The organism is Nonomuraea sp. NPDC050383 (assembly GCF_044459125.1).
Taxonomy (GTDB): domain Bacteria; phylum Actinomycetota; class Actinomycetes; order Streptosporangiales; family Streptosporangiaceae; genus Nonomuraea.
The window spans coordinates 1-23,571 of the sequence record NZ_JBITIP010000006.1 but is presented as its reverse complement, the minus strand read 5'-3'; the positions used below and the strand labels follow the sequence as shown (position 1 = coordinate 23,571).

Annotated in this window: 22 protein-coding genes; 15 read left to right on the top strand and 7 right to left on the bottom strand. The window is 72.3% G+C overall.

Annotated elements, in window-relative coordinates:
• Window positions 1-18: 18 nt before the first annotated feature.
• The 3 genes from ACIBG4_RS16750 to ACIBG4_RS16740 all read left to right on the top strand — a co-directional run bounded on the left by ACIBG4_RS16750 (window position 19) and on the right by ACIBG4_RS16740 (window position 4,826).
• Complete coding sequence (locus tag ACIBG4_RS16750; RefSeq protein WP_397202526.1) at window positions 19-1,101, top strand: ATP-binding protein; 1,083 nt, start codon at window positions 19-21, stop codon at window positions 1,099-1,101.
• A gap of 129 nt (window positions 1,102-1,230) precedes the next feature.
• Window positions 1,231-2,271 carry a phenylalanine--tRNA ligase subunit alpha gene (gene pheS, locus ACIBG4_RS16745; RefSeq protein ID WP_397202792.1) on the top strand — a complete coding sequence of 347 codons (1,041 nt, stop codon included), beginning with the start codon at window positions 1,231-1,233 and terminating at the stop codon, window positions 2,269-2,271.
• Window positions 2,271-4,826 carry a phenylalanine--tRNA ligase subunit beta gene (locus ACIBG4_RS16740; protein ID WP_397202525.1) on the top strand — a complete coding sequence of 852 codons (2,556 nt, stop codon included), beginning with the start codon at window positions 2,271-2,273 and terminating at the stop codon, window positions 4,824-4,826. Before pheS ends, ACIBG4_RS16740 begins: the two co-directional genes overlap by 1 nt.
• Window positions 4,827-4,880: 54 nt before the next feature.
• On the opposite strand, the gene ACIBG4_RS16735 is transcribed toward ACIBG4_RS16740, so the two are convergent.
• A complete protein-coding gene (locus tag ACIBG4_RS16735) occupies window positions 4,881-5,483 on the bottom strand; it encodes a Uma2 family endonuclease (RefSeq protein ID WP_397202524.1) in 603 nt (200 codons plus the stop codon).
• 87 nt (window positions 5,484-5,570) lie between these two features.
• Here ACIBG4_RS16735 and ACIBG4_RS16730 point away from each other — a divergent pair, with 87 nt between their 5' ends.
• Window positions 5,571-5,804 carry a hypothetical protein gene (locus ACIBG4_RS16730; RefSeq protein WP_397202523.1) on the top strand — a complete coding sequence of 78 codons (234 nt, stop codon included), beginning with the start codon at window positions 5,571-5,573 and terminating at the stop codon, window positions 5,802-5,804.
• Window positions 5,805-5,810: 6 nt separating this feature from the next.
• On the opposite strand, the gene ACIBG4_RS16725 is transcribed toward ACIBG4_RS16730, so the two are convergent.
• The 4 genes from ACIBG4_RS16725 to ACIBG4_RS16710 all read right to left on the bottom strand — a co-directional run bounded on the left by ACIBG4_RS16725 (window position 5,811) and on the right by ACIBG4_RS16710 (window position 9,906).
• The gene (locus ACIBG4_RS16725) at window positions 5,811-7,118 is read right to left on the bottom strand and encodes an MFS transporter (protein WP_397202522.1); all 1,308 of its coding nucleotides are present in this window, start codon (window positions 7,116-7,118) and stop codon (window positions 5,811-5,813) included.
• A 97-nt stretch (window positions 7,119-7,215) separates the two neighbouring features.
• On the bottom strand, window positions 7,216-7,575 hold the full coding sequence (locus ACIBG4_RS16720) for a nuclear transport factor 2 family protein (RefSeq protein ID WP_397202521.1): 360 nt from the start codon (window positions 7,573-7,575) through the stop codon (window positions 7,216-7,218).
• A 53-nt stretch (window positions 7,576-7,628) separates the two neighbouring features.
• Window positions 7,629-8,042, bottom strand: a complete 414-nt coding sequence (locus tag ACIBG4_RS16715; protein ID WP_397202520.1) for a hypothetical protein — start codon at window positions 8,040-8,042, stop codon at window positions 7,629-7,631.
• Window positions 8,043-8,244: 202 nt separating this feature from the next.
• Window positions 8,245-9,906, bottom strand: coding sequence for a class I adenylate-forming enzyme family protein (locus tag ACIBG4_RS16710; RefSeq protein ID WP_397202519.1), 1,662 nt, complete (start codon window positions 9,904-9,906; stop codon window positions 8,245-8,247).
• A 226-nt stretch (window positions 9,907-10,132) separates the two neighbouring features.
• Between ACIBG4_RS16710 and argC the strand changes: the two genes are divergently transcribed.
• The 9 genes from argC to ACIBG4_RS16665 all read left to right on the top strand — a co-directional run bounded on the left by argC (window position 10,133) and on the right by ACIBG4_RS16665 (window position 19,233).
• Window positions 10,133-11,155, top strand: coding sequence for an N-acetyl-gamma-glutamyl-phosphate reductase (argC, locus tag ACIBG4_RS16705; RefSeq protein ID WP_397202791.1), 1,023 nt, complete (start codon window positions 10,133-10,135; stop codon window positions 11,153-11,155).
• Window positions 11,152-12,303: a bifunctional glutamate N-acetyltransferase/amino-acid acetyltransferase ArgJ gene (gene argJ, locus ACIBG4_RS16700; RefSeq protein ID WP_310712313.1), complete on the top strand. Its 1,152-nt coding sequence runs from the start codon at window positions 11,152-11,154 to the stop codon at window positions 12,301-12,303. The genes argC and argJ overlap by 4 nt, the downstream gene beginning before the upstream one ends.
• Window positions 12,300-13,202: an acetylglutamate kinase gene (argB, locus tag ACIBG4_RS16695; protein WP_397202518.1), complete on the top strand. Its 903-nt coding sequence runs from the start codon at window positions 12,300-12,302 to the stop codon at window positions 13,200-13,202. Before argJ ends, argB begins: the two co-directional genes overlap by 4 nt.
• Entirely contained in the window at window positions 13,195-14,373 is a 1,179-nt protein-coding gene (locus tag ACIBG4_RS16690) for an acetylornithine transaminase (protein WP_397202517.1), read from the top strand. The genes argB and ACIBG4_RS16690 overlap by 8 nt, the downstream gene beginning before the upstream one ends.
• On the top strand, window positions 14,370-15,290 hold the full coding sequence (gene argF / locus ACIBG4_RS16685; protein ID WP_310712310.1) for an ornithine carbamoyltransferase: 921 nt from the start codon (window positions 14,370-14,372) through the stop codon (window positions 15,288-15,290). The genes ACIBG4_RS16690 and argF overlap by 4 nt, the downstream gene beginning before the upstream one ends.
• A complete protein-coding gene (locus ACIBG4_RS16680) occupies window positions 15,287-15,793 on the top strand; it encodes an arginine repressor (RefSeq protein ID WP_355447105.1) in 507 nt (168 codons plus the stop codon). Before argF ends, ACIBG4_RS16680 begins: the two co-directional genes overlap by 4 nt.
• Window positions 15,794-15,817: 24 nt before the next feature.
• Window positions 15,818-17,017, top strand: coding sequence for an argininosuccinate synthase (locus ACIBG4_RS16675; protein WP_310712308.1), 1,200 nt, complete (start codon window positions 15,818-15,820; stop codon window positions 17,015-17,017).
• Window positions 17,018-17,080: 63 nt separating this feature from the next.
• A complete protein-coding gene (gene argH / locus ACIBG4_RS16670; RefSeq protein WP_397202790.1) occupies window positions 17,081-18,502 on the top strand; it encodes an argininosuccinate lyase in 1,422 nt (473 codons plus the stop codon).
• Window positions 18,484-19,233 (top strand): DNA-3-methyladenine glycosylase, encoded by a 750-nt coding sequence (locus ACIBG4_RS16665; protein ID WP_397202516.1) that lies wholly within the window; start codon window positions 18,484-18,486, stop codon window positions 19,231-19,233. The genes argH and ACIBG4_RS16665 overlap by 19 nt, the downstream gene beginning before the upstream one ends.
• Here ACIBG4_RS16665 and ACIBG4_RS16660 read toward each other — a convergent pair.
• Window positions 19,173-19,574, bottom strand: coding sequence for a PH domain-containing protein (locus tag ACIBG4_RS16660; RefSeq protein WP_397202515.1), 402 nt, complete (start codon window positions 19,572-19,574; stop codon window positions 19,173-19,175). The genes ACIBG4_RS16665 and ACIBG4_RS16660 overlap by 61 nt on opposite strands.
• An 84-nt stretch (window positions 19,575-19,658) precedes the next feature.
• Between ACIBG4_RS16660 and tyrS the strand changes: the two genes are divergently transcribed.
• On the top strand, window positions 19,659-20,924 hold the full coding sequence (tyrS, locus tag ACIBG4_RS16655) for a tyrosine--tRNA ligase (protein ID WP_397202514.1): 1,266 nt from the start codon (window positions 19,659-19,661) through the stop codon (window positions 20,922-20,924).
• Window positions 20,925-20,994: 70 nt separating this feature from the next.
• Here the strand turns inward: tyrS and ACIBG4_RS16650 are convergent, their stop codons facing one another.
• Entirely contained in the window at window positions 20,995-22,455 is a 1,461-nt protein-coding gene (locus ACIBG4_RS16650) for a glycosyltransferase family 39 protein (RefSeq protein WP_397202513.1), read from the bottom strand.
• 31 nt (window positions 22,456-22,486) lie between these two features.
• Between ACIBG4_RS16650 and ACIBG4_RS16645 the strand changes: the two genes are divergently transcribed.
• Window positions 22,487-23,080 carry an HAD family hydrolase gene (locus ACIBG4_RS16645; protein ID WP_397202512.1) on the top strand — a complete coding sequence of 198 codons (594 nt, stop codon included), beginning with the start codon at window positions 22,487-22,489 and terminating at the stop codon, window positions 23,078-23,080.
• Window positions 23,081-23,571: the final 491 nt, after the last annotated feature.

Below are 23,571 nucleotides of genomic sequence, written 5' to 3'. Positions count from 1 at the left end.
GGCGGAGGAGGCGAGGTCGTGCACGGAGCGGACACCGGCGGTCAGGAGATCGTCCCCGCGTGCTCGATCGCCGTCGACGACCTCCCCGACGGCCTCATCGTGACCGACAGGTTCGGCCGCGTCCTGGCGGTCAACCGGGCGGCCGTCCGGCTCACCGGGGTGCCCGCCGCGCGGGCGGTCGGCAAGGAGATGGACGAGGTCTTCCCGTTCCGCGACCACGACGGGCGCGAGTGGTGGAAGGCCCTCGACCCGCAGGGCGGGCTGCGCACCCGCACCCGGGTCCCCGAGCGCCCGCTGCACCTGCCCGGCGGTCAGGAGCTGCACGTCGCGGCCCGGCTGGTCCGCGAGCCCGCCCGCGGCGGCGACGTCGCGCGGGTCGCGATCACGTTACGCGACGGAGGGGCCCGCGCCAGGCTGGAGCGCAGCCGCGCCGACCTGGTCTCCACCGTCGCCCACGAGCTGCGCTCGCCGCTGACCAGCGTCAAGGGCTTCACCGCGACGTTGCTGGCCAAGTGGACCCGCTTCACCGACGAGCAGAAGCGCGTCATGCTGGAGACCGTCAACAACGACGCCGACCGCGTGACCCGGCTCATCACCGAGCTGCTCGACGTGTCCCGCATCGAGTCCGGCCGGCTGGAGGTGCGCCGCCAGGTCGTGGACGTGGCCGCGCGGGCGCGCCGCGCCGTCGCCGGGCGGGTGGCGGCCGGTGAGCCCGAGGATCGCTTCCGCCTCGTCGCGGGCGACGACCTGCCCGAGATGTGGCTCGACCAGGACAAGATCGACCAGATTCTCGGTAACCTGGTGGAGAACGCGGTGCGCCACGGCCGGGGCACCGTGACCATCGTCATCGAGTCCGTCGGATGGGGAGTGGCCGTGTCGGTGCGCGACGAGGGCGAGGGCATCGCGCCCGAGCTGGCTCCGCGCGTCTTCCGGCAGTTCTGGCGCGGCAACAGCCGCCGGCGCGGCGGCACGGGGCTCGGCCTGTTCATCGTCAAGGGCCTGGTCGAGGCGCACGGCGGCACGATCACCGTGCAGCGGGCGCCCGAGGGCGGTGCGGAGTTCCGATTTACCGTGCCCACCGGCACGCCCGACTTCGCCTGACGCGCGAGTCGGCCGGTGGGCCCGCCACCGTTAGACTCTTGACCGCTCAAGCCCTGGATACGGAGCTCACTCTTGTCTGACTACGACCCCGTCGAGGTGACACCGTTGCATGCCGACGAGGTGTCCCGCATGGAGGCCGAGGCCCTCGACGCCATCAAGACGGCCGGCAGCCTCGAAGCCCTCAAGCAGGCCCGCCTCGCGCACGCGGGTGACCGCTCGCCCATCGCCCTGGCCAACCGTGAGATCGGCGCGCTGCCCCCGGCGGCCCGCGCCGAGGCCGGCAAGCGCGTCGGCACGGCTCGCAAGGCGATCGGCCAGGCCCTCGCGACTCGCCAGGCCGAGCTGGAGGCCGAGCGTGACGCGCGCGTGCTCGTCGAGGAGGCCGTCGACGTCACCCTCCCGTGGGACAGGCGGCCGCGCGGCGCCCGCCACCCGCTGACGACCATGCAGGAGCGCATCGCCGACACGTTCGTCGCGATGGGCTACGAGGTGGCCGAGGGCCCCGAGCTGGAGGGCGAGTGGTTCAACTTCGACGCCCTCAACATCGCCCAGGACCACCCGGCGCGCTCCGAGCACGACACGTTCTTCGTCGGCTCCGCCGGCTCCGGCATGGTGCTGCGCACCCAGACCTCCCCGGTGCAGATCCGCGCGCTGCTCCAGCGTGAGCTGCCCGTGTACGTGATCTCGCCGGGCAAGGTGTTCCGCACCGACGAGCTCGACGCCACCCACACCCCGGTCTTCCACCAGGTGGAGGGGCTGGCCGTGGACGAGGGCCTGACGATGGCCCACCTCAAGGGCACGCTCGACCGCTTCGCCGAGGTCATGTTCGGCGAGGGAATCACGACCCGGTTCCGGCCGAACTACTTCCCGTTCACCGAGCCGTCGGCCGAGATGGACCTCAAGTGCTTCGTCTGCCGCGGCGCCTCGGCGGTGCCCGGCAACCCGCCGTGCCGCACCTGCAAGTCCGAGGGCTGGATCGAGTGGGGCGGCTGCGGCATGGTCAACCCGCGCGTGCTGGTCTCCTGCGGGGTCGACCCGTCGAGATACTCGGGGTTCGCGTTCGGCATGGGCATCGAGCGGACGCTGATGTTCCGCCACAACGCCGAGGACATGCGCGACATGGTCGAGGGAGACGTGCGCTTCACGCTCCCGTTCGGAATGGAGATCTGATGAGGGTCCCGCTCTCCTGGCTGCGGGAGTATGTCGATCTTCCCGCGGTCACGGCGCACGAGGTGGCCGACCGGCTCACCGCGGCCGGCCTCAAGCTCGAGTCCATCGCCTCCTACGGCCACGACGTCAAGAACGTCGTCGTCGGCGAGGTCCTGGAGATCGAGGAGCTGACCGGCTTCAAGAAGCCGATCCGGCACTGCAAGGTCGAGACGGGCGAGGCGACGCCGCGCGAGATCGTCTGCGGCGCCACCAACTTCGCCGTCGGCGACCGGGTGCCGGTCGTGCTGCCGGGCGGCGTGCTGCCCGGCGGGTTCGAGGTCGGCGCGCGCAAGACGTACGGGCGCATGTCCGAGGGCATGATCTGCTCCGAGCGCGAGCTGGGCCTGACCGAGGACCACGGCGGCATCATGGTGCTGCCGGCCGACACCCCGGTCGGCGCCGACGTGGTGGAGCTGCTCGGCCTGCGCGACGACGTCATCGAGCTGGAGATCACCCCCGACATCGGCTACGCGCTGTCGATCAGGGGCGTGGCCCGCGAGGCGGCGATCGCGTTCGGCGTGCCGTTCCGCGACCCCGCCGCGGTCGAGCCGCCCCCGGCCGAGGGCACGGCCTGGCCCGCCTCGATCGCCGACCCGTCCTCCTGCGACCGGTTCGTGCTGCGCGAGGTCACCGGCTTCGACCCGGCCGCGCAGAGCCCGCTGTGGATGCGCGTACGGCTGGCGCGCGCCGGCATGCGGCCGGTGTCGCTGGCCGTCGACGTCACCAACTACGTCATGCTGGAGCTCGGCCAGCCGCTGCACGCCTTCGACCGGGCCAAGCTGACCGGGGAGATCGTCGTACGGCGGGCGCTGCCCGGCGAGCGGCTGGAGACGCTCGACCACGTGGTCCGCGACCTCGACCCCGACGACATCCTCATCACCGACCAGGCGGGCCCGCTGTCGATGGCCGGCACGATGGGCGGCCTGGACAGCGAGATCTCCGACGCCACGACCGACATCGTCATCGAGGCGGCCCACTTCTCGGCCACCGGCATCTCCCGCGAGTCGCGCCGGCACAAGCTGGTGTCGGAGGCGTCCAAGCGGTTCGAGCGCAGTGTCGACCGCGAGCTGCCGCTGGCCGCGTCGTGGCGGGCCGTACGGCTCCTCGCCGAGCTGGGCGGCGGCACCGCGGGCCACGCGGTCACCCACGCCGAGACCGAGGCGGAGCCGCCGCGCATCGCCATCCCCGCCGGCTACCCCGGTGTCGTCGCCGGTGTCCCGTACACCAAGGAGACCGTCGTCCACCGGCTGGAGCAGATCGGCTGCACCGTGACCGACGGCGACGAGCCGGCCGTGCGCAGGGGCGCCGTCGACCCGACCGGGGTGGTGACCGGCGGCGAGCTGGCGGCCCGGCTCGCCGTCAGCGGCCCCGACATGATCACGGTGACGCCCCCGTCCTGGCGGCCCGACCTCACCGACCCGAACGACCTGGCCGAAGAGGTCATCCGCCTGGAGGGCTACGAGCACCTGCCGTCGGTCCTGCCCAAGGCCCCCGCCGGGGCCGGGCTGACCGAGGGACAGCGGCTGCGCAGGCGCGTCGGCCGGACCCTGGCCGCCGCCGGGTACGTCGAGGTGCTGGCCTACCCGTTCATCGGCGAGAGCGACTTCGACCGCCTGCAGCTTCCGGCCGACGACGCCCGCCGCCGGGCCGCGCGGCTGGTCAACCCGCTGGCCGACGACGAGCCGCTGCTGCGCACCACGCTGCTGCCGGGCCTGCTCAAGACGCTGGCCCGCAACGTGGGGCGCGGCTTCACCGACGTGGCCCTGTTCGAGTCCGGCTCGGTGTACCGGCCGCGCGAGGACGGCCCGGACACCGCTCCGACGCCCGGCGTGGAGCGCAGGCCGACGGAGGAGGAGCTGGCCGGGATCGAGGCTGCCCTGCCCGATCAGCCGCGCCGCGTCGCGGTCGTGCTGGCCGGCGAGTTCGAGCGGTCCGGATGGTGGGGGCACGGGCGCCAGGAGTGCTGGGCCGACGCGGTGCAGGCCGCCCGGCTCGTCGCCGCCGAGGCCGGAATCGAGCTGTCGGTCGTCGCCGACCAGCACGAGCCGTGGCACCCGGGCCGCTGCGCGGCCCTCTACGTGGGCGACACGCTCGTCGGCCACGCCGGCGAGCTGCACCCGCGCGTCATCGAGGCGTACGGCCTGCCGCCGCGCACCTCGGCCATGGAGCTGGAGCTGTCCCGGCTGGAGTCCGCCCTGCCCGGCCCGGTGGACGCCCCCCGGGTGTCGGCCTACCCGGTGGCGACGCAGGACGTGGCGCTCATCGTCCCCGACTTCACGCCGGAGGCCGACGTGGCCACGGCGCTGCGTGACGGGGCGGGGGAGCTGCTGGAGTCGATCCGGCTGTTCGACGTCTACACGGGTGAGCAGGTGGGCGAGGGCAACAAGTCCCTGGCGTACACGCTGCGCTTCCGCGCCCAGGACCGCACGCTGACGGTCGAGGAGACGACGGCGGCGCGTGACGCGGCGGTGGCGCTGGCGGCCGACCGTGTGGGGGCCCAGCTCCGCGGCGCCTGACGATCCGCATGCGAAGGGCCCGGTACGGAGGTACCGGGCCCTTCGTCGTGCGCGTCAGATCCGCTCGATCTCGGTGAGGTCGATGTCGATGTCGAACGGGACGGTCAGCTTGAGCCGGTCGCGAAAGATTCCGGTGGCGACATACGAGTCGGTGACCTTGTCGAACTCGTAGACGTAGACGATCGGCTTCTCCTTGGCCTCCTCGACCCGCCAGAAGTGCGGGATTCCGGCCTTGGCGTAGAGAACCGGCTTGCGCTCACGGTCACGGGCCCTCGACTCCGGTGATACCACCTCGACGGCGAGTATGACGTCCTTGCCGTGGTAGAAGGTGGCGTCGAGCTGCGTGACTGCGCTGGGAATGACGATGAGGTCCGGCTCCGGACGCTGCTCCGGCCCCAGAATGACGCTCATCTCCCGGCGCACTCGACAGTCAGCCGGGGCCGCTCTGCGCAGTTCGCTGTGGAGGAGAAACAGCATCGAGGTGTGGAAGTCTCGCTGGGGGCTCACGAAGACCAAGCTTCCATCAATCAACTCTGTGTGCGCAGGCAAATCCGGAATGTGATCGAGGTCTTCGGCCTTGAAGCCTCCCGGTGGCGGAGTGATCCAGTCGGGTAGCGAAGGTGGTTCCATCTCCAGGCTCACCGCTTCTGCCGTCATGGTCCTACGGTAACAAGCTAGCGCGTTCACGGTAAGTAAACCCAGCAACACGCGGCGTTTGATAGATCTGCGGCACAATGCGGTGGCATGAGGCAGTTGCTGGTGTTCGCCGAGCGGGACGATGCCGAGGAGGTCGCGGAGAGGCTGGGCGAGTGGTTCCCCGAGCTCGGCATGCCCCGCGTCGTACGGGAGACGCTGGCCGGGGAGGACGACGCCGAGGACGCGCAGTGGCTCGTCGTCGCCGAAGGGCTCGACGGCGCGCACCTGGCCCGGGTCGACGTCCTCGTGGAGGAGTACGACGGGTGGCGCGAGAGCGGATGACGCCGGTCAGGCCGTGCCGGCCTCGGTGACCTGGCGCTCCTCGCGGCGCGCCTTCTCGGCCAGCGCGTGCTCGTCCGTGCGCGCGTCGTACCTCCGGAACCCGGGCAGCGCCGCGGCGAGACCCGCGACCGCCGCCACGCACAGCAGCCCGCCCGCCCCGAGCGAGAACCTCGCCCCGCCCCAGCCGGCCATCAGCCCGGCGCGCGCGTTGCCCAGCATCGGGCCGCTGGCGTACGAGAGCAGCTCGATGCCCGCCAGCCGCCCGCGCAGCTCCTCCGGGATCGTCTGGTTCCAGATCGTCATCCGGAAGATGCCGCTGACCATGTCGGCAGCGCCCGCCAGCGCCAGGCAGGCGAACACCAGCCACACGCTGGAGGCGACGGCGGCCAGGGCCACGGCGGCGCCCCACACGGCCGCCGCGAGGATCACGCCGAGGCCCTGCCGGTGGACCCGCGACGTCCAGCCGCCCGTGAGCGAGGCCACCAGTCCGCCCACGGCCCCCGCCGAGTAGAGCAGGCCGAGCGCCCGCGCCGCGCCGAGCTGGTCGGCCAGGAACGGGAACAGCGCCGTGGACATGGCGAACACCATCGCCGCGATGTCCACGAGGTAGGTGCCCATGAGGTCGCGCCGGCGCACGGCGTAGCGGACGCCCTCGACCAGCGAGCGCAGCGACGCGGGGGCGGCGTCCTCGGCCGGCGGGCGCGAGGTGGTCCGCCGGAGCAGCAGCAGCGACACGACGAAGCTGAGGGTGTCGGCCGCGTACGCGGTGGCCGTGCCGAACGAGGTCACGAGCAGGCCGCCGAGGGCGGGGGCGACGATCGCGCCGACGTTCCAGCGCAGGCTCTGCAGGACGGCGGCGGCGCCGAGCTGGTCGTGCCGCACGACCTGCGGCGTCAGGGACTCCAGGCTGGGCCGCTGCAGGGAGCCGATGCCCGTCGAGAGCGCGCCCACCACGTACAGCACCCACACCTGCGGGTCGGGCAGCAGCGCGTTGACCATGAGCATCGCCGAGGTCACGGCGAGGCCCAGCTCACCGAGCAGGATGACCTTGCGCCGGTCGAGGGCGTCGGCGATCGCGCCGCCCCACAGCCCGCACACCACCATGGGCACGAACTCCGCGAGGCTCACCAGCCCGACCGCGATGGGGGAGCCGGTCAGCTCCTTCATCTGGTACGGCACCGCCACGACGGTGATGAACGTGCCGAACATGGTCACCACGCCCGAGGCGGTCAGCAGCCGGTAGTCGCGGGAGTCGCGCAGCGGGCCGAGGTCGGGCATGAGGCGGCGGAGCAGATGGCGGAGTCGTGACGGCACAGGCGCTGATTGTCCGGTTCGCGGACGGGCGCCGCAAACACTTTTCCGGTAAGCGAAACGGCCCCCGGGGACACCCCGGGGGCCGTTCGGCGGAAGGTCACGCGCCGGGGACCTTGTCCAGGAACCCGAGCACCCGGGCGATCCTGCCGTCCTCGGCCACCTCCACCACGTCGAACCCGACCGCCACCGGCTCCCCGCCCTCGGGGCCCAGGTGCCAGGTGAAGCGGGCGATGTTGTTGTGGGCGTCGAACACCTCTCCGGCGCTGAAGACGAGGCCGGGGAACATGCCCTGCGCGCCCTCGATCACGGCGGCGATCGCGTCCTGGCCCTGCACCTGGGCCAGCGGGTCGGTGTAGGTGGCTTCCTCGGTCCACAGCTCGGCGACTGCCTTGGCGCGGGCGGCGGCGTCGGTCTCGTTCCAGGCGGCGACGTAGCGCTCGACCAGCTCAGCGTTCATGATTGTTCAACCTTTCGTACGAAATTTCGGTGTATGTGGGGTAAGCGGGGGGATCAGCGGAGGCGGCGCAGGCCCATGATCTGCAGCTCGGCGAAGACCGCGACCACGAGCGCCTGCAGGACCGTCCAGACCAGGCCGGGCGTCGTGAACTCCCCGGACGCCTCGACCGCGGCGACCAGGCCGGCGAGGGTCCAGGCCAGGTTCAGCCCGATCGCCGCCCTGGCGCCGGCGACGCTGACGGCCCGGCGGCTCGCCAGCACGCCGATGGCCGCGGCGTACACGAGGAGGAAGGCCCCGATCCCGCGCAGCAGGCCGGCGTCCGGCCCGAGCAGCCCGGACAGCGGCCCCGCGGCGGCCAGGTAGGCGAGGCCGTTGACCCCGGTGACGGCCGCGTCGGCGGCCAGCGCGAGGCGCAGGAACTTGGCCCGGTCGGTGGTGACGGTCACGGCGGTCACGGCGGTCATCATGGCTCCTTCTCGGTTTCGGTCTGTCTGCCGGTCCGGCCGGTGTGCCCGGTGCCGACAACCGAAAAGATGTCATCGGGGGCGGGGGTCCCGCGATTACGCCTCAGGTAATGCGTGCGCCTATCTCCGCGCCGACCTGCCCGTACGCGCGCGAAAAAAGGCCGCCGGACGGGGGTCCGGCGGCCTGGGGGAGGGGGTGACAGCGCTACGAGCCGAGGATCTCCCTGCGCAGGCGGGTCTTGAGGATCTTTCCGCCCGGATTGCGCGGCAGCTCCTCCTCCCGGAACCACACGTGCACCGGGATCTTGAACTTGGCGATGCGGCCGGTCAGGAACTCCCGCAGCTCCCCGTCGGTGACCGAGGCGCCGGGCGTCAGGCGGACCACCGCGCCCACCTCCTCGCCCAGCTCGTCGTGCGGGACGCCGATCACCGCCGCGTCGTCCACGGCCGGGTGCTCGAACAGCGCGGCCTCGACCTCGGCGCAGTAGACGTTCTCCCCGCCCCGGATCACCATGTCCTTGGCCCGGTCGACGATGTAGACGAAGCCCTCCTCGTCCATCCAGGCCAGGTCGCCCGTGTGCAGCCAGCCGTCGACGAACGTCTCGGCGGTCGCCCGGGGCTTGTTCCAGTAGCCCATGATGACGTTCGGCCCTCGTACGCACAGCTCGCCCACCTCGCCGCGCGGCAGCTCCTTGCCGGCCGGGTCCACCACGCGCACGTCCACCACGGCCGAGGGCAGGCCGATGCTGTCGGGCCGGGACAGGTAGTCGGGGCCGCCGTTGCCGATGGCCAGCGCGGTCGTCTCCGTCATGCCGTAGCCGTTGGAGGTGGCCCGCTGGGGGAGGTTCGAGGTGATGCGCTCCAGCAGCTTGGGCGGGGCCGGCGCGCCGCCGTACCCGAGGGTGGTGAGCGAGGACAGGTCATGCGCGCCGAAGTCCGGATGCGACATGAGCTGCCAGGCGTTGGTGGGCACGCCGATCATGGTGGTGACGCGCTCGCGCTCGATGAGGCGCAGCGCCTGCCCGGCATCCCACTTGTACATGAGCACCAGCCCGCCGCCGCTGAACATCGTCGTGGTCAGCGCCGAGAAGCACCCCGTGACGTGGAACAGCGGCACGGTCAGCAGCGTCACCCGTCGCTGGCCGGCGACCTCGGAGACGTCCTTGCCGGCCAAAGCGACCGCGCGCATGAGGCCGTAGGCGACGGTCATGGGGGACTGGCCGAGGTTGCGGTGGCTGCCGAGCGCGCCCTTGGGCCGGCCCGTCGTCCCGGAGGTGTAGAAGATCGTGGCCGGGTCCTCGGGTGACAGCTCGACGTCCGGGAGCCGCGCGTCGGGCCCGGGCTCACCCATGACCTCGGCGAGTGTGCGGGCGCCGGGGGGCGCCTCTCCCCGGGCCACGATGAGCGGCAGGCCGGTCGAGGCCAGCCTGGCGGCGCGCTCACCGTCGGCGATCAGCACCTTGGCGCCCGAGTCGGAGACGCCGTAGGCCAGCTCGGGCTCGGTCCACCACGCGTTCAACGGCACGGCGATGCCGCCGGCGGCGAGCACGGCGGAGAAGGCGATGACCCATTCGGGGTAGTTGCGCATGGCCACGGCCACCCGGTCGCCCTTGCCGACCCCGTAGTCCTCCACGAGCCGGGTGGCCAGTGCCGCCACCCGCCGGTAGTGCTCCTCGAAGGTGATGTGCTCGTCCTCGTAGACGAGGAACACCTTGTCGCCGTGGAAACGGCTGATGTCGAGCAGGGCTCGGAAGTGGGCGGGCGCGTGCTTCCAGGTGCGCACCCCGGTGCGGCCGATCTCCTCCACCTCGAACAGCTGGCCGGGCCCGGTGAGCTGGGCTTCGACCTGGGCATGCGTGAGCGTCATGCGCAAGACTCCCGCGATGAGACGGCTGGTCCGGAAGCCTCACAGTACCGACCGGTAGGTACGGTCCGCTAGAGCAACATTCCGTTCGCCCGCTGCCCAGCGGGAACACCCGGCCCGGCGGCGTGCCGCACCCCTTCCGACTTGCATGTTCTTGCCGTGCCGTGCATCATTTCTCCTAGCAAGGACATGAGGTATCATGCATGACTATGCAAGCGTGGAGGTCAGGATGAGGGCGGCGGTCGCGGGAGCCAGCGGCTACGCGGGAGGCGAGCTGCTCCGGCTGCTGCTCGGCCACCCCGAGCTCGAGATCGGCGCGCTGACCGCGGCCTCCAGCGCCGGCAGCCCGCTCGGCGTGCACCAGCCGCACCTCGCGCCGCTGGCCGGCCGGGTCATCGAGGAGACCACCACCGAGGCGCTCGCCGGTCACGACGTCGTCTTCCTGGCGCTGCCGCACGGCCACTCCGCGGCCGTCGCCGCGGAGCTGGGCGACGACACGCTCGTGGTCGACTGCGGCGCCGATCACCGGCTCGCCGACGCCGCCGCCTGGCAGGAGTTCTACGGTGGCGAGCACGCCGGCACCTGGCCCTACGGCCTGCCCGAGCTGCCCGGCCGGCGCGAGCTGCTCAAGAGCGCCCGCCGCGTCGCCGTCCCCGGCTGCTACCCCACCTCCGTCCTGCTCGCCCTGTTCCCCGCCTTCGCCGCCGGCCTGGCCGAGCCCGACGTCGTCGTGGTGGCCGCCAGCGGCACCAGCGGCGCCGGCAGGTCGCTCAAGCCCCACCTGCTCGGCAGCGAGGTCATGGGTTCGGTCAGCGCGTACGGCGTGGGCGGCGTGCACCGCCACACCCCCGAGATGGAGCAGGGCCTGTCGGCCGTCGCCGGCACACCGGTGCGCGTGTCGTTCACCCCGACGCTGGCCCCGATGAGCCGCGGCATCCTCGCCACCTGCTCGGCGCCCGCCGCTCCGGGCCTCACCCGCGCGGCCGTCCGCGACGCCTACGAGAGCGCCCTGGCCACGGAGCCGTTCGTGCGGCTCCTGCCGGAGGGCGTCTGGCCCGCCACCTCCATGACCTACGGCGCCAACACCGCGGCCGTGCAGGTGACGCTCGACGAGCGCGCCGGCCGCCTCATCGCCGTCATCGCCATCGACAACCTCACCAAGGGCACGGCCGGAGGGGCGCTCCAGAGCGCCAACCTCGCGCTCGGCCTGCCGGAAGAGCTCGGTCTCCCCACGACAGGAGTCGCCCCATGAGCGTCACCGCCCCCCTCGGCTTCCGGGCCGCGGGCGTCGCCGCCGGCATCAAGTCCGGAGCCGCCCGCGACCTCGCCCTCGTCGTCAACGACGGGCCCAGCCGCGCCGCCGCCGGCGTCTTCACCGCCAACCGCGTGAAGGCCGCCCCCGTGCTGTGGTCGGAGCAGGTCCTGCGCGGCGGCAGGGTGCGGGCGGTCGTCCTCAACTCCGGCGGCGCCAACGCCTGCACCGGCCCCGAGGGCTTCCAGGACACCCACGCCACCGCCGAGAAGGCGGCCGAGACCCTCGGCGACTCCGCCGGCGAGATCGCCGTCTGCTCCACCGGCCTCATCGGCGAGCGGCTGCCGATGGACGCCCTGCTGCCCGGGGTGGAGCAGGCCGCCTCCCAGCTCTCCCGCGACGGCGGCCTGGCCGCGGCCGACGCCATCCGCACCACCGACACCGTCTCCAAGATCTCGTTCAAGCGGGCCGACGGCTACATGGTCGGCGGCATGGCCAAGGGCGCCGGCATGCTCGCCCCGGCCCTGGCCACCATGCTGTGCGTGATCACCACCGACGCCGACCTGACCAGCGGCCAGCTCGACGCCGTGCTGCGCCGGGCCACCTCCCGCACCTTCGACAGGCTCGACACCGACGGCTGCATGTCCACCAACGACACCGTGCTGCTGCTGGCCAGCGGCGCGTCCGGCGTCGTGCCCGACCTGGCCGAGTTCGAGCAGAAGGTCACCGAGGTCTGCGCCGACCTGGCCAGGCAGCTCCTCGTGGACGCCGAGGGCGCCACCAAGGCCATCGCCATCGAGGTCGTCGGCGCCGCCTCCGAGGACGACGCCGTCACCGTCGGCCGCGCCGTCGCCCGCTCCAACCTGCTCAAGTGCGCCGTCCACGGCGAGGACCCCAACTGGGGCCGCGTGCTCGCCGCCGTCGGCACCACCCGCGCCGTGTTCGAGCCCGACCGGGTCAACGTGGCCATCAACGGCATCTGGATCTGCCGAGGCGGCGCCGTCGGCGACGACCGCTCCAAGGTGGACATGCGCCCCCGCGACGTGACGATCACGGTCGACCTGTCGGCGGGCACCCAGTCGGCGACCGTCCACACCACGGACCTGACCGCCGCGTACGTCCACGAGAACTCGGCGTACTCCTCATGACCGGCTCCTCGCTCGCCACGGCACGCGCCAACGGCGCGTACGCCAAGGTGGGCACGCTCATCGAGGCGCTGCCCTGGCTGACCCGCTTCCACGGCGCGACCGTCGTCATCAAGTACGGCGGCAACGCGATGACCGAGGAGACGCTCAAGGCCGGCTTCGCCGAGGACGTCGTCTTCCTGCGCCACGCCGGGCTGCGGCCGGTCGTCGTCCACGGCGGTGGCCCCCAGATCAGCGAGCACCTCGACCGGCTCGGCATCGAGTCCACCTTCACCGCGGGGCTCCGGGTCACCACGCCCGAGGCCATGCGGGTGGTCCGGATGGTGCTGGTCGGCCAGGTCAACCGCGACGTGGTCGGCCTGATCAACCGGCACGGCCCGTTCGCGGTCGGCCTGTCCGGCGAGGACGCCCACCTGTTCACCGCCGAGCGCAAGCACGCCATCGTCGACGGCGAGCCCGTCGACATCGGCCAGGTCGGCGACATCGTCCGGGTCGAGCCCGGCGCGGTGAGCGCGCTCATCGACGACGGTCGCGTCCCGGTCGTCTCCAGCATCGCGCGCGGCGAGAACGGCGAGGTCTACAACGTCAACGCCGACACCGCCGCCGCCGCGCTCGCCGTCGCGCTCGGCGCCGACAAGCTCATCGTCCTCACCGACGTCGAGGGCCTGTACGCCAACTGGCCCGACGACACCGACGTGATCGACAAGCTGAACGCGGCGGAGCTGGAGGACCTGTTGCCCAGCCTGTCCAGCGGCATGGTGCCCAAGATGGAGGCGTGCCTGGCCGCGGTGCGGGGAGGAGTGCCGCAGGCGCACGTCCTCGACGGCCGGGTCCCCCATGCGCTGCTGCTGGAGATCTTCACCGACGAAGGAATCGGAACCATGGTGATGCCCGATGAGTGACCGGCCCAGCCTGTACGACAGGTTCGAGCGGGCGTTCATGCCCAACTACGGCGTGCCGCCGGTCGCGCTGGCCCGCGGCGAGGGCACCCGCGTGTGGGACGTGGACGGCAAGGAGTACCTCGACTTCATCGGCGGCATCGCGGTCACCTCCCTCGGCCACGCTCATCCGGCGCTGGTCGAGGCGGTCACCCGCCAGGTGGCGACGCTCGCCCACACCAGCAACCTGTTCCTGCACGAGCCCGAGGTGCTGCTCGCCGAGCGGCTCCTGGAGCTGCTGGACGCGCCCGCCCGTGTCTTCTTCGCCAACTCCGGCACCGAGGCCAACGAGGCGGCCTACAAGCTCGCCCTCAAGTACGGCCGGCGCGAGGGCCGCACCCACTTCGTCGCCGCCGAGAACGGCTTCCACGGCCGCACCATCGGCGCCCTGTCGCTGACCGGCAAGAAGGCCATCCGCGACCAGTTCGGCCCGTTCCCGGTGGACGTCCGCTTCGTCCCCTACGGCGACGCCGACGCGCTCAAGGAAGCCGTGAACGGCGACACCATCGCCGTCTTCCTGGAGCCCACCCAGGGTGAGGCCGGCGTCGTCCCGCCGCCCGACGGCTACCTGGCGGCGGCCCGCGAGATCTGCGACGCCACCGGAGCGCTGCTCGTCGCCGACGAGATCCAGTCCGCGATCGGCCGGACCGGCCACTGGTTCGCCCACCAGGCCGACGGCTTCACCCCCGACATCCTCACCCTCGCCAAGGGTCTCGGCGGCGGCCTGCCGATCGGCGCCTGCGTCGGCTTCGGCGAGGCAGGCACGCTGTTCGAGAAGGGCGACCACGGCTCCACCTTCGGCGGCAACCCCGTCGCGTGCGCCGCCGCCCTGGCCGTCCTCGACAACGTCGACCTCGACCACGTCCGGTGGGCCGCCCGCCGGCTGCGCGACGGCCTGGAGGCGATCGACCACCCCCTGCTCAAGGGGGTGCGGGGCCGCGGCCTGTGGCTGGCCGCCGTGCTGGAGCAGCCCGCCGCGCCCCGCGTCCAGGAGGCCGCCGCGCGCGCCGGCTTCCTCGTCAACGCCCTGCAGCCCGACGCCGTACGGCTCGCCCCGCCGCTGGTCGTCACGGGCGAGGAGATCGACGCGCTCGTGTCCGCGTTCCCCGCGATCCTGACGGAGGCGACCCCGTGACCCGGCACTTCCTGCGGGACGACGACCTCACGCCCGCCGAGCAGGCGGAGGTGCTAGACCTGGCCGAAGCCATGAAGAAGGACCGCTACGGCCACCGCCCGTTCGAGGGCCCGAAGACCGTCGCCGTGCTGTTCGACAAGCCGTCCACCCGGACCCGCGTGTCGTTCGCCGTGGGCGTCGGCGAGCTGGGCGGGCTGCCGCTCGTCATCGACGGCGGATCCTCCCAGATGGGCCGCGGCGAGCCGATCGAGGACACCGCCCGCGTGCTGGAGCGCCAGGTCGCCGCGATCGTGTGGCGCACCTCCGGCCAGGAGCGGATCGACGCCATGGCCTCCGCCTCCGGCGTCCCCGTGGTCAACGCCCTCACCGACGAGTACCACCCCTGCCAGATCCTCGCCGACCTGCAGACGGTCCGCGAGCGCTTCGGCCGCACGGCCGGGCTCACGCTCGCCTACCTCGGCGACGGCGCCAACAACATGGCCAACTCCTACCTGCTGGGCGGCGCCACCGCCGGCATGCACGTGCGCATCGGCGCGCCGGCCGGCTACCAGCCCGACGCCGCCGTCCTCGACCGGGCCGCCGCCGTCGCCGCCGGCACCGGAGGCTCCGTCCTGGTGACGTCCGACCCGGCCGCCGCGGTCGCCGGGGCGCACATCGTCGCCACCGACACCTGGGTGTCCATGGGGCAGGACGGCAAGGAGGAGCGGGTGGCCGCGCTCATGCCGTACCAGGTGAACGCCGAGCTGCTGGAGCACGCCGCCGACGACGTGATCGTGCTGCACTGCCTGCCCGCCTACCGCGGCTACGAGATCACCGAGGACGTCCTCGACGGGCCGCGCAGCGCCGTGTGGGACCAGGCCGAGAACCGCCTGCACGCCCAGAAGGCGCTCCTGCACTGGCTGGTGACCTCGGCATGACCATCCCGATGACCAAGGTGGCCCGCCAGGCGAAGATCACCGACCTGCTCGAACGGCAGGCGGTGCGCTCCCAGCCCGAGCTGGCCAAACTGCTCGCCGAGAGCGGCGTCGAGGTCACCCAGGCCACGCTGTCGCGCGACCTCGACGAGCTGGGCGCGCTCAAGCTGCGCGCCGAGGACGGCTCGCTGGTCTACGCGCTGCCCGGCGAGGGCGGCGGCCGGATCCCGCTGGCCCGGCTCGGCACCGGGGAGTCGCCCGCCGCGCGGCTGCACCGCATCGCCGAGGAGCTCCTGGTCTCGGCCGAGGCGTCCGCCAACCTGGTCATCGTCCGCACCCCGCCCGGGGCCGCGCAGTTCCTGGCCTCCGCCATCGACCACGCCGACTGGGAGTCCATCCTGGGCACGGTCGCCGGTGACGACACGATCCTCGTCATCAGCCGCGACCCGCAGGGCGGCCGGACGGTGGCCGAGGCCCTGCTCAAGGTCGCCGACCGCCGTGCCTGACCCACTCTGAGAGGTTTTCCGATCATGTCCGAGAGAGTTGTTCTCGCGTTCTCCGGAGGTCTGGACACCTCCGTGGCCATCCCGTTCCTCGCCGAGAAGATGGACGCGGAGGTCGTCGCCGTCGCGGTGGACCTCGGCCAGGGCGGCGAGGACATGGAGGCCATCCAGAAGCGCGCCCTGGACTGCGGCGCCGTGGAGTCGGTCGTGGTGGACGCCAAGGAGGAGTTCGCCGCCGACTTCTGCGTGCCGGCCCTGCGCGCCAACGCCCTCTACATGGACCGCTACCCGCTGCTGTCGTCGCTGTCGCGGCCGCTCATCGTCAAGCACCTCGTCTCGGCGGCCAAGCGGTTCGGCGGCACGGTCGTCTCCCACGGCTGCACCGGCAAGGGCAACGACCAGGTCCGCTTCGAGGCCGGCCTGGCCGCCCTCGCCCCCGACCTGCGCGTCGTCGCCCCGGCCCGCGACTTCGCCTGGACCCGCGACAAGGCGATCGAGTTCGCCGAGCAGAAGGGCCTGCCGATCGAGACCACCAAGAAGAACCCCTTCTCGATCGACCAGAACCTCTGGGGCCGCGCCGTCGAGACCGGCTTCCTGGAGGACATCTGGAACGGTCCGAGCGAGGACGTCTACGCCTACACCGCCGACCCGTCCGTCCCGCGCGACCCCGACGAGGTCGTCATCACCTTCGAACAGGGCGTCCCGGTCAAGCTCGACGGCCGCTCCCTGACCCCGTACCAGGTGATCGAGGAGCTCAACAGGCGCGCCGGCGCGCAGGGCGTCGGCCGCATCGACATGGTCGAGGACCGTCTCGTCGGCATCAAGTCCCGCGAGGTGTACGAGGCGCCCGGCGCCATCGCGCTGATCACCGCCCACATGGAGCTGGAGAACGTCACCGTCGAGCGCGACCTGGCCCGCTTCAAGCGCGGCGTCGACCAGCGGTGGAGCGAGCTCGTCTACGACGGACTGTGGTTCTCCCCGCTCAAGCACGCCCTCGACGCGTTCATCGACGACGCCCAGCGGCACGTCTCCGGCGAGATCCGCATGACCCTGCACGGCGGGCGCGCCACCGTCACCGGCCGGCGCTCCGACGACTCGCTGTACGATTTCTCGCTGGCCACCTACGACACCGGTGACAGCTTCGACCAGTCCCTCGCCAGGGGCTTCGTCCAGCTCTTCAGCCTGCCCGCGAAGATCGCGGCGGCCCGGAACGCCAGGCATGGCTGACGTGCACTATGGTCGCCCAGGTGATCCCGCACCGGCGCGACCATGAAAGTTGACCAGGAGGAGATGACGGTGAGTGAGGCGAAGCCGATGCGGCTGTGGGGCGGACGCTTCGAGGGGGGTCCGGCCGACGCGCTGACCCGGTTGTCGGTGAGCGTGCACTTCGACTGGCGGCTCGTGCCGTACGACCTGGCGGCGTCCCGCGCGCACGCCCGCGTGCTCAACCGCGCCGGGCTGCTGGACGACCAGGAGCTCGACCGTATGATCGGCGCGCTGGACGACCTGGAGCGCGCCTGCAAGGCCGGCGAGTTCCGGCCGACGGTCGCCGACGAGGACGTGCACACCGCGCTGGAGCGCGGCCTGCTGGAGCGGCTCGGCTCGCTCGGCGGCAAGCTGCGCGCCGGCCGCAGCCGCAACGACCAGATCGCCACCGACCTGCGCCTCTACCTGCGCGACCACGCGCGCACCGTCGTCTCCCGGCTGGTGGAGCTGGAGACGGCGCTGATGGAGCAGGCCGAGCAGCACGCCGACACGGCCGCGCCCGGCATGACGCACCTGCAGCACGCCCAGCCGGTGTCCTTCGGCCACCAGCTGCTCGCCCACGTCCACGCCTTCGCCCGTGACATCGACCGGATCACCGACTGGGACAAGCGCGCCGCGGTCTCGCCCCTCGGCGCGGGCGCGCTGGCCGGCTCGTCGCTGCCGCTCGACCCGCAGGCGGTGGCCGCCGAGCTGGGCTTCGACAGCGCGGCGCCCAACTCGATGGACGCCGTGTCCGACCGCGACTTCGCCGCCGAGTTCCTCTTCGACGCCGCCATGATCGGCGTGCACCTGTCCAGGCTCGGCGAGGAGATCGTCCTCTGGGCCTCGCAGGAGTTCCGCTGGATCGAGATGGACGACGCCTACTCCACCGGCTCGTCGATCATGCCGCAGAAGAAGAACCCCGACGTGGCCGAGCTGGCCCGCGGCAAGTCCGGGCGCCTCATCGGCAACCTCATGTCGCTGCTGACCACCCTCAAGGGCCTGCCGCTCACCTACAACCGCGACCTGCAGGAGGACAAGGAGCCGGTCTTCGACGCCGTCGACACCCTCCTGCTCGTCCTGCCCGCGATGGCCGGCCTCGTCGCCACCATGCGGGTCAACACCGCCCGGCTCCAGGCGTCGGCGCCCGACGGGTTCGCCCTGGCCACCGACCTCGCCGAGCTGCTCGTACGGCGTGGCGTCGCCTTCCGCGAGGCGCACGAGGCCGTCGGCCACCTGGTCGTCTACTGCCAGTCCTACGACAAGGACCTGGGCGACCTCACCGACGAGGAGCTGATCAAGGTGTCGGAGCACCTGACGCCCGACGTCCGCGACGTGCTCAACGTGCCCGGCGCGCTGGCCGCGCGCAAGGCGCACGGCGGCACCGCCCCCGACCGCGTGCGCGACCAGCTCTCCGCGCTGCGCGAGGCCGTCGACGCCCAGGCGGCGTGGGCGGCGGGCTCCTGACCTCCGCGCCGCTGCCGCGCTCGTTCTTCGACCGGCCGTCCCACGAGGTGGCGCCCGACCTGCTCGGGCGCGTCCTCGTCCACGGCGGCGCCGACGGAACGGTCGCGGTGCGGCTCACGGAGGTCGAGGCGTACGGCGGGCCGGGCGAGGACCCGGCCGCCCACACCTACCGGGGCAGGACGCCCCGCAACGCGGTGATGTTCGGGCCGCCGGGCCACCTGTACGTGTACTTCACCTACGGCATGCACTTCTGCGCCAACCTGGTGTGCCTGCCGGAGGGCCACGGGTCGGCCGTGCTGCTGCGCGCCGGGGAGATCGTGGCCGGGCACGAGCTGGCCCGGCTGCGGCGCTCCGGCAAAGGCCGCGCCCCCGCCGCGGCGCCACGCCGGGTCCCCGACCGCGACCTGGCCCGGGGCCCCGCGCGCCTGGCCACCGCCCTCGGCCTGCTGCGCGAGCACAACGGGCTCGACGCGATACGCGGGGGCGGGAGCGGCCACGCCGTCCCGGCCGGCCTGACCGGCGTGCCCGCCGGAGCCGCCGCCGTGCTGGAGGGAGCCCCGCCCGAGCCCGAGACGATCAGGTCAGGCCCGCGCACCGGGATCTCCACGGCCAAGGACACGCCGTGGAGGTTCTGGATCGACGGCGACCCGACCGTGTCGCCGTACCGGGCTCACGTGCCGCGCCGCCGCAGCGCCGCCGCCACCTCGGTGGGAGAGACGCCCAGCTCGTGAGCGCTGAAGAGGTGCAGATGGTCGCCGGTGTCGATCTCCAGCATCTCGCTGCGCAGGCCGTACCTGCGGCGCACGTCCACCTTGACGTCCCGGATGTCCTCCCACGGCACGTGCCGCCGCCCCGCGAACCCGTGCACCACCGTGATCCCGTCCTCCGCGACCGACAGCCGCACGGGGACGAGCACGTCCCGCAGCCCCATGGCGCCCACGAGAAGCGCCGCCGGCACCGCCAGGAGCACCCCGCGCAGGTCTCCGTTCAGGTACCAGAAGACGGCGAGACCCGCGCACCCCAGAGCCCCTAAGATCTTCGAAACGGCCAGCTCGCGACGGACCCTCCACATGGTTGCCGAGCGTATCCAAGTGGCGGGGTGAGGCCACGATCGGGCAGGCTGTAACCATCCACCGTCTATCGGAAAGCCAGCACCGTGACCGACATTCTGGACGAGCTCGAATGGCGCGACGTCCTCGCGCAGACCACCGACATCGCGGCCCTGCGCGAGTCGCTGTCGAAGGGTCCGATCACGGTCTATGCCGGCTTCGACCCGACCGCCCCGTCCCTGCACATGGGCAACCTGGCGACCTTGCTGATCCTCACCCGGTTCCAGCAGGCCGGCCACCGGCCGATCGGGCTGGTCGGCGGGGCGACGGGCCTGATCGGCGACCCCAGCGGCCGCAGCACCGAGCGGGTGCTCAACACCACCGAGGTCGTCGCCGAGTGGGTGAGCAAGATCCGGGTGCAGGTGGAGAAGTTCCTCTCCTTCGAGCCCGGCCCCACCGCCGCCGCGCTCGTCAGCAACCTCGACTGGACCGCCGAGCTGTCGGCCATCGACTTCCTGCGTGACGTCGGCAAGCATTTCCCGATCAACCGCATGCTGGCCCGCGACTCCGTGGCGAGCCGGCTCGGCGGCGACGGGCTCAGCTACACCGAGTTCAGCTACCAGATCCTGCAGTCCAACGACTACCTGGAGCTGTACCGCCGGCACGGCTGCACCCTGCAGGTCGGCGGCAGCGACCAGTGGGGCAACATCACCGCCGGCGTCGACCTGATCCGCCGCGTCGAGGGCGCCCACGTCCACGCGCTCACCGGCAAGCTCATCACCAAGGCCGACGGCACCAAGTTCGGCAAGACCGCGGGCGGCGCCGTGTGGCTCGACCCGGCGCTCACCTCGCCGTACGCCTTCTACCAGTACTGGCTCAACGCCGACGACCGCGACGTGGTCCGCCTGCTCAAGGTGTTCACCTTCCGCACGCGCGAGGAGATCGACGAGCTGGAGAAGTCCGTGGCCGATCGGCCGTTCGCCCGGGAGGCGCAGCGCACGCTGGCCGAGGACCTCACCACGATGGTCCACGGCGCCGACGAGCTCGCGGCGGTCGTCGCGGCGTCCAAGGCGCTGTTCGGCCAGGGCTCGCTGGAGGAGCTGCCCGCCGCGACGCTGGAGGCCGCGCTGGCCGAGGTGCCCAAGGCCGTCGTGCCGGCGCTCGGGGCGCCGCTGGTCGACCTCATGGCCGAGAGCGGGCTGGTGGAGTCCAAGTCCGCCGCCCGCCGTGCGGTCAAGGAGGGCGGGGCGTACCTCAACAACGTCAAGATCACCGACGAGTCGTACGTGCCGGCGGCCGAGGACCTGCTCCACGGGCGGTTCCTGGTGCTGCGGCGCGGCAAGAAGTCGGTCGGCGGCGTCGTCGTCGGCTGACGCACCCGTTCGTTCGCCGCGGGCCCTCTCCTCACGGGCAGGGCCCGCGCGCGTGCCCGGACTCGTGCGGTCAGCGCCGGGACCGGGTGAACAGTGCCACGGTCAGGCCCGGCAGCTCGGCCGAGTGCCAGGCCGACGCCCGCTCGAACCCGGCCTCCTCGACGGCCTTCACCCTCGGCAGCTTCCCGCCCGCCGCCTTGGCGCCGCGCCACACCACCCAGACGCGCCGCCGGTCCCGCAGCGCCCCGGCGACGTCCGAGCGCTCGGGGAACCCGAACCCGTCCGCCTGCGGGGCGTCGCCCAGCCGCAGCACGTCCGCCGCCGGACCCGAAGGCGCGTAGTAGTCGAAACCGGCGCGCACCGAGCTCTGCCCGAACACGATCGCGTCGCCCTCCCGCGCCGCGACCCGCCGGACCGCGCCCGGGAAGTCCTCGAACCTCCCGTTGGCGGAGCGCAGCTCCGTGTGCCGGTCCAGTCCCGCGACCGCCGTGACCGCCACCAGCAGGCAGCCCGCCGCCGCGGCCGCGACGGGAGGCCGGATCGCCGCCACGGCCAGCGCCGCCAGCAGTGCCAGGGCCGGGGACGTGACGAACAGGTACCGGTCCACGTACAACGGCGTGACCAGCAGCGACACGGTGAGCAGGAGCAGCGGCGGCGCCATGAGCCAGGCCGCCAGCGTCCCCGACCAGGCACGGTCACGCGGCCACAGTGCCGCCGCACCGGCGAGCGCCACGGCGAACAGGATCACCCCGGCCGTCTCCGCCCCCGCCACCATCTTGGGGAACTTCAGCAGCACCTCCGGCCCCCGCTCCTGGATCCAGCTCACCGCGTGTCGCTCGCCGTACCCGACCAGGCCGAGCACCAGCGCGGGAACGCAGCCGGCGACCGCCGCCGGCGCGGCCCGGGTCAGCAACTCACGCCGGGACACCGCCGCGAGCAGGACCGGCAGGTGCGCGGGCAACGTCAGCACCGCGAACAGGTGCGTCGAGCACACGAGCGCCACCGACACCCCGTACAGCACCCACCCGCCCCGGCGCGGCGTTCCCGTGAGGCGGTGGAGGGTCCACAGCGAGAACACCACGGCCGCGGCCGCGAACGCGTACGGCCGCGCGAACGCCCCGTAGTACGACACGGAGGGCAGCACGGCGAACACCGCCGCCGCCGTCACCCCGGCCCGGCCGCTGTGCAGCCGCCGCCCCAGGTCGGCGAGCAGGCCCGCGGCCACCCCGATCGCCAGCGCGGACGGCAGCCGGAGCCACAGCTCCGCCGTGCCCATCAGGGTCCAGAAGTGCATGAACAGGTAGTACGGCAGGAAATGCCCGTCGATGTGCCGGGCCAGCTCCCACAGTCCCGCCAGGGAGCGGGAGGCCGCGCTGATCGTGGCCAGCTCGTCGCCGTTCAGGGAGGACGTGCCGGATCCGCTGAGCGCCGCCACCCCGGCCACCACGCCCATCGCCCATGCCTTCCACCAGCGGGCACCGGAAACCGCCGGGGCATATGGGGGATTCGGGGCAAGGGTGGCGCTCGTCACCGGGGCAGAATACGCGCATAGGCTCGGAGGCATGCCTGAAGTGATCGTATTCGACCTGTACGGCGTGATCGCACGGACCCAGACCGAGGCGGCCAGGGAACGCCTGGTCGAGCTGGCCGGTGTGCCGGCGGAGCACTTCTGGCGGGCGTACTGGGCCTGCCGGCCCGCCTACGACGCGGGCCAGGAGGGCGTCGCGTACTGGGAGACGGTGGCCGGTCACCTGGGGACCCGGTTCGCCGACGTGCCGGCGCTGCTGCGGGCCGACCTGGAGAGCTGGTCCCAGGTCGACGAGGAGATGGTCGGGCTGGTGTGCGAGCTCGCCGACGGGGGGCGCAGGCTCGGGCTCCTGTCCAACATCATCGAGGACCTGGTGCCGGTGTGGGAGACGCGGCACGGGTCGTGGCTGGGGAGGTTCGCGGCGCTGACGTTCTCATGCCGGATCGGGGTGGCCAAGCCCGACCCGCGGGCGTACGAGATCTGCGCGGACAGGATGGGGGTGTCCCCGTCGGACGTGCTCTTCTTCGACGACAACGAGGCGAACGTGGTGGCGGCGCGCGAGGCCGGTATGGCGGCGGAGCTGTTCGTCTCCGCGGACCAGGTACGCTCCCTGACGGCGCGCTCCTGACCCCCGTGGCTGTGCCGGCGCAGGTCAGAGCCGGTACGGCGGCCAGGAGGCGCGCCGGGGCGCGGCGAGATTTGACGAGTGGTGGATGTCGACCTAGTCTTTGTCTTCGCCCGGGAGTGAGCCGGACGCCAGATGGCGGCCGGGCCCCAGGCAAAACCCTTCAAAGCGAGCCACTCGGCCGGCGTGACATGTCACGTGCGGTCCGGGTCGTTCTGGGTGCGTCCACATCACTGGAAAACCGGTTGATTCGACACGGCCAGAGTGACACGGTAAGTTAGACGGGTTGCCCCAGAGACGGGGCGGCGAAACTTAGCAGGACATCACGATCTGGAGTTTGACACCGGATCGGAAAGCCTGATAAGATAGCGATACGGAGTTTGTGCCTCTCGCAGTTCTGGGGAGTACGCGTCCGTTTCTTGAGAACTCAACAGTGTGTTAAAAGCCAGTGCATGATGCACAACCCCGTCATTTCGGTGACGGATTCCTTTTTT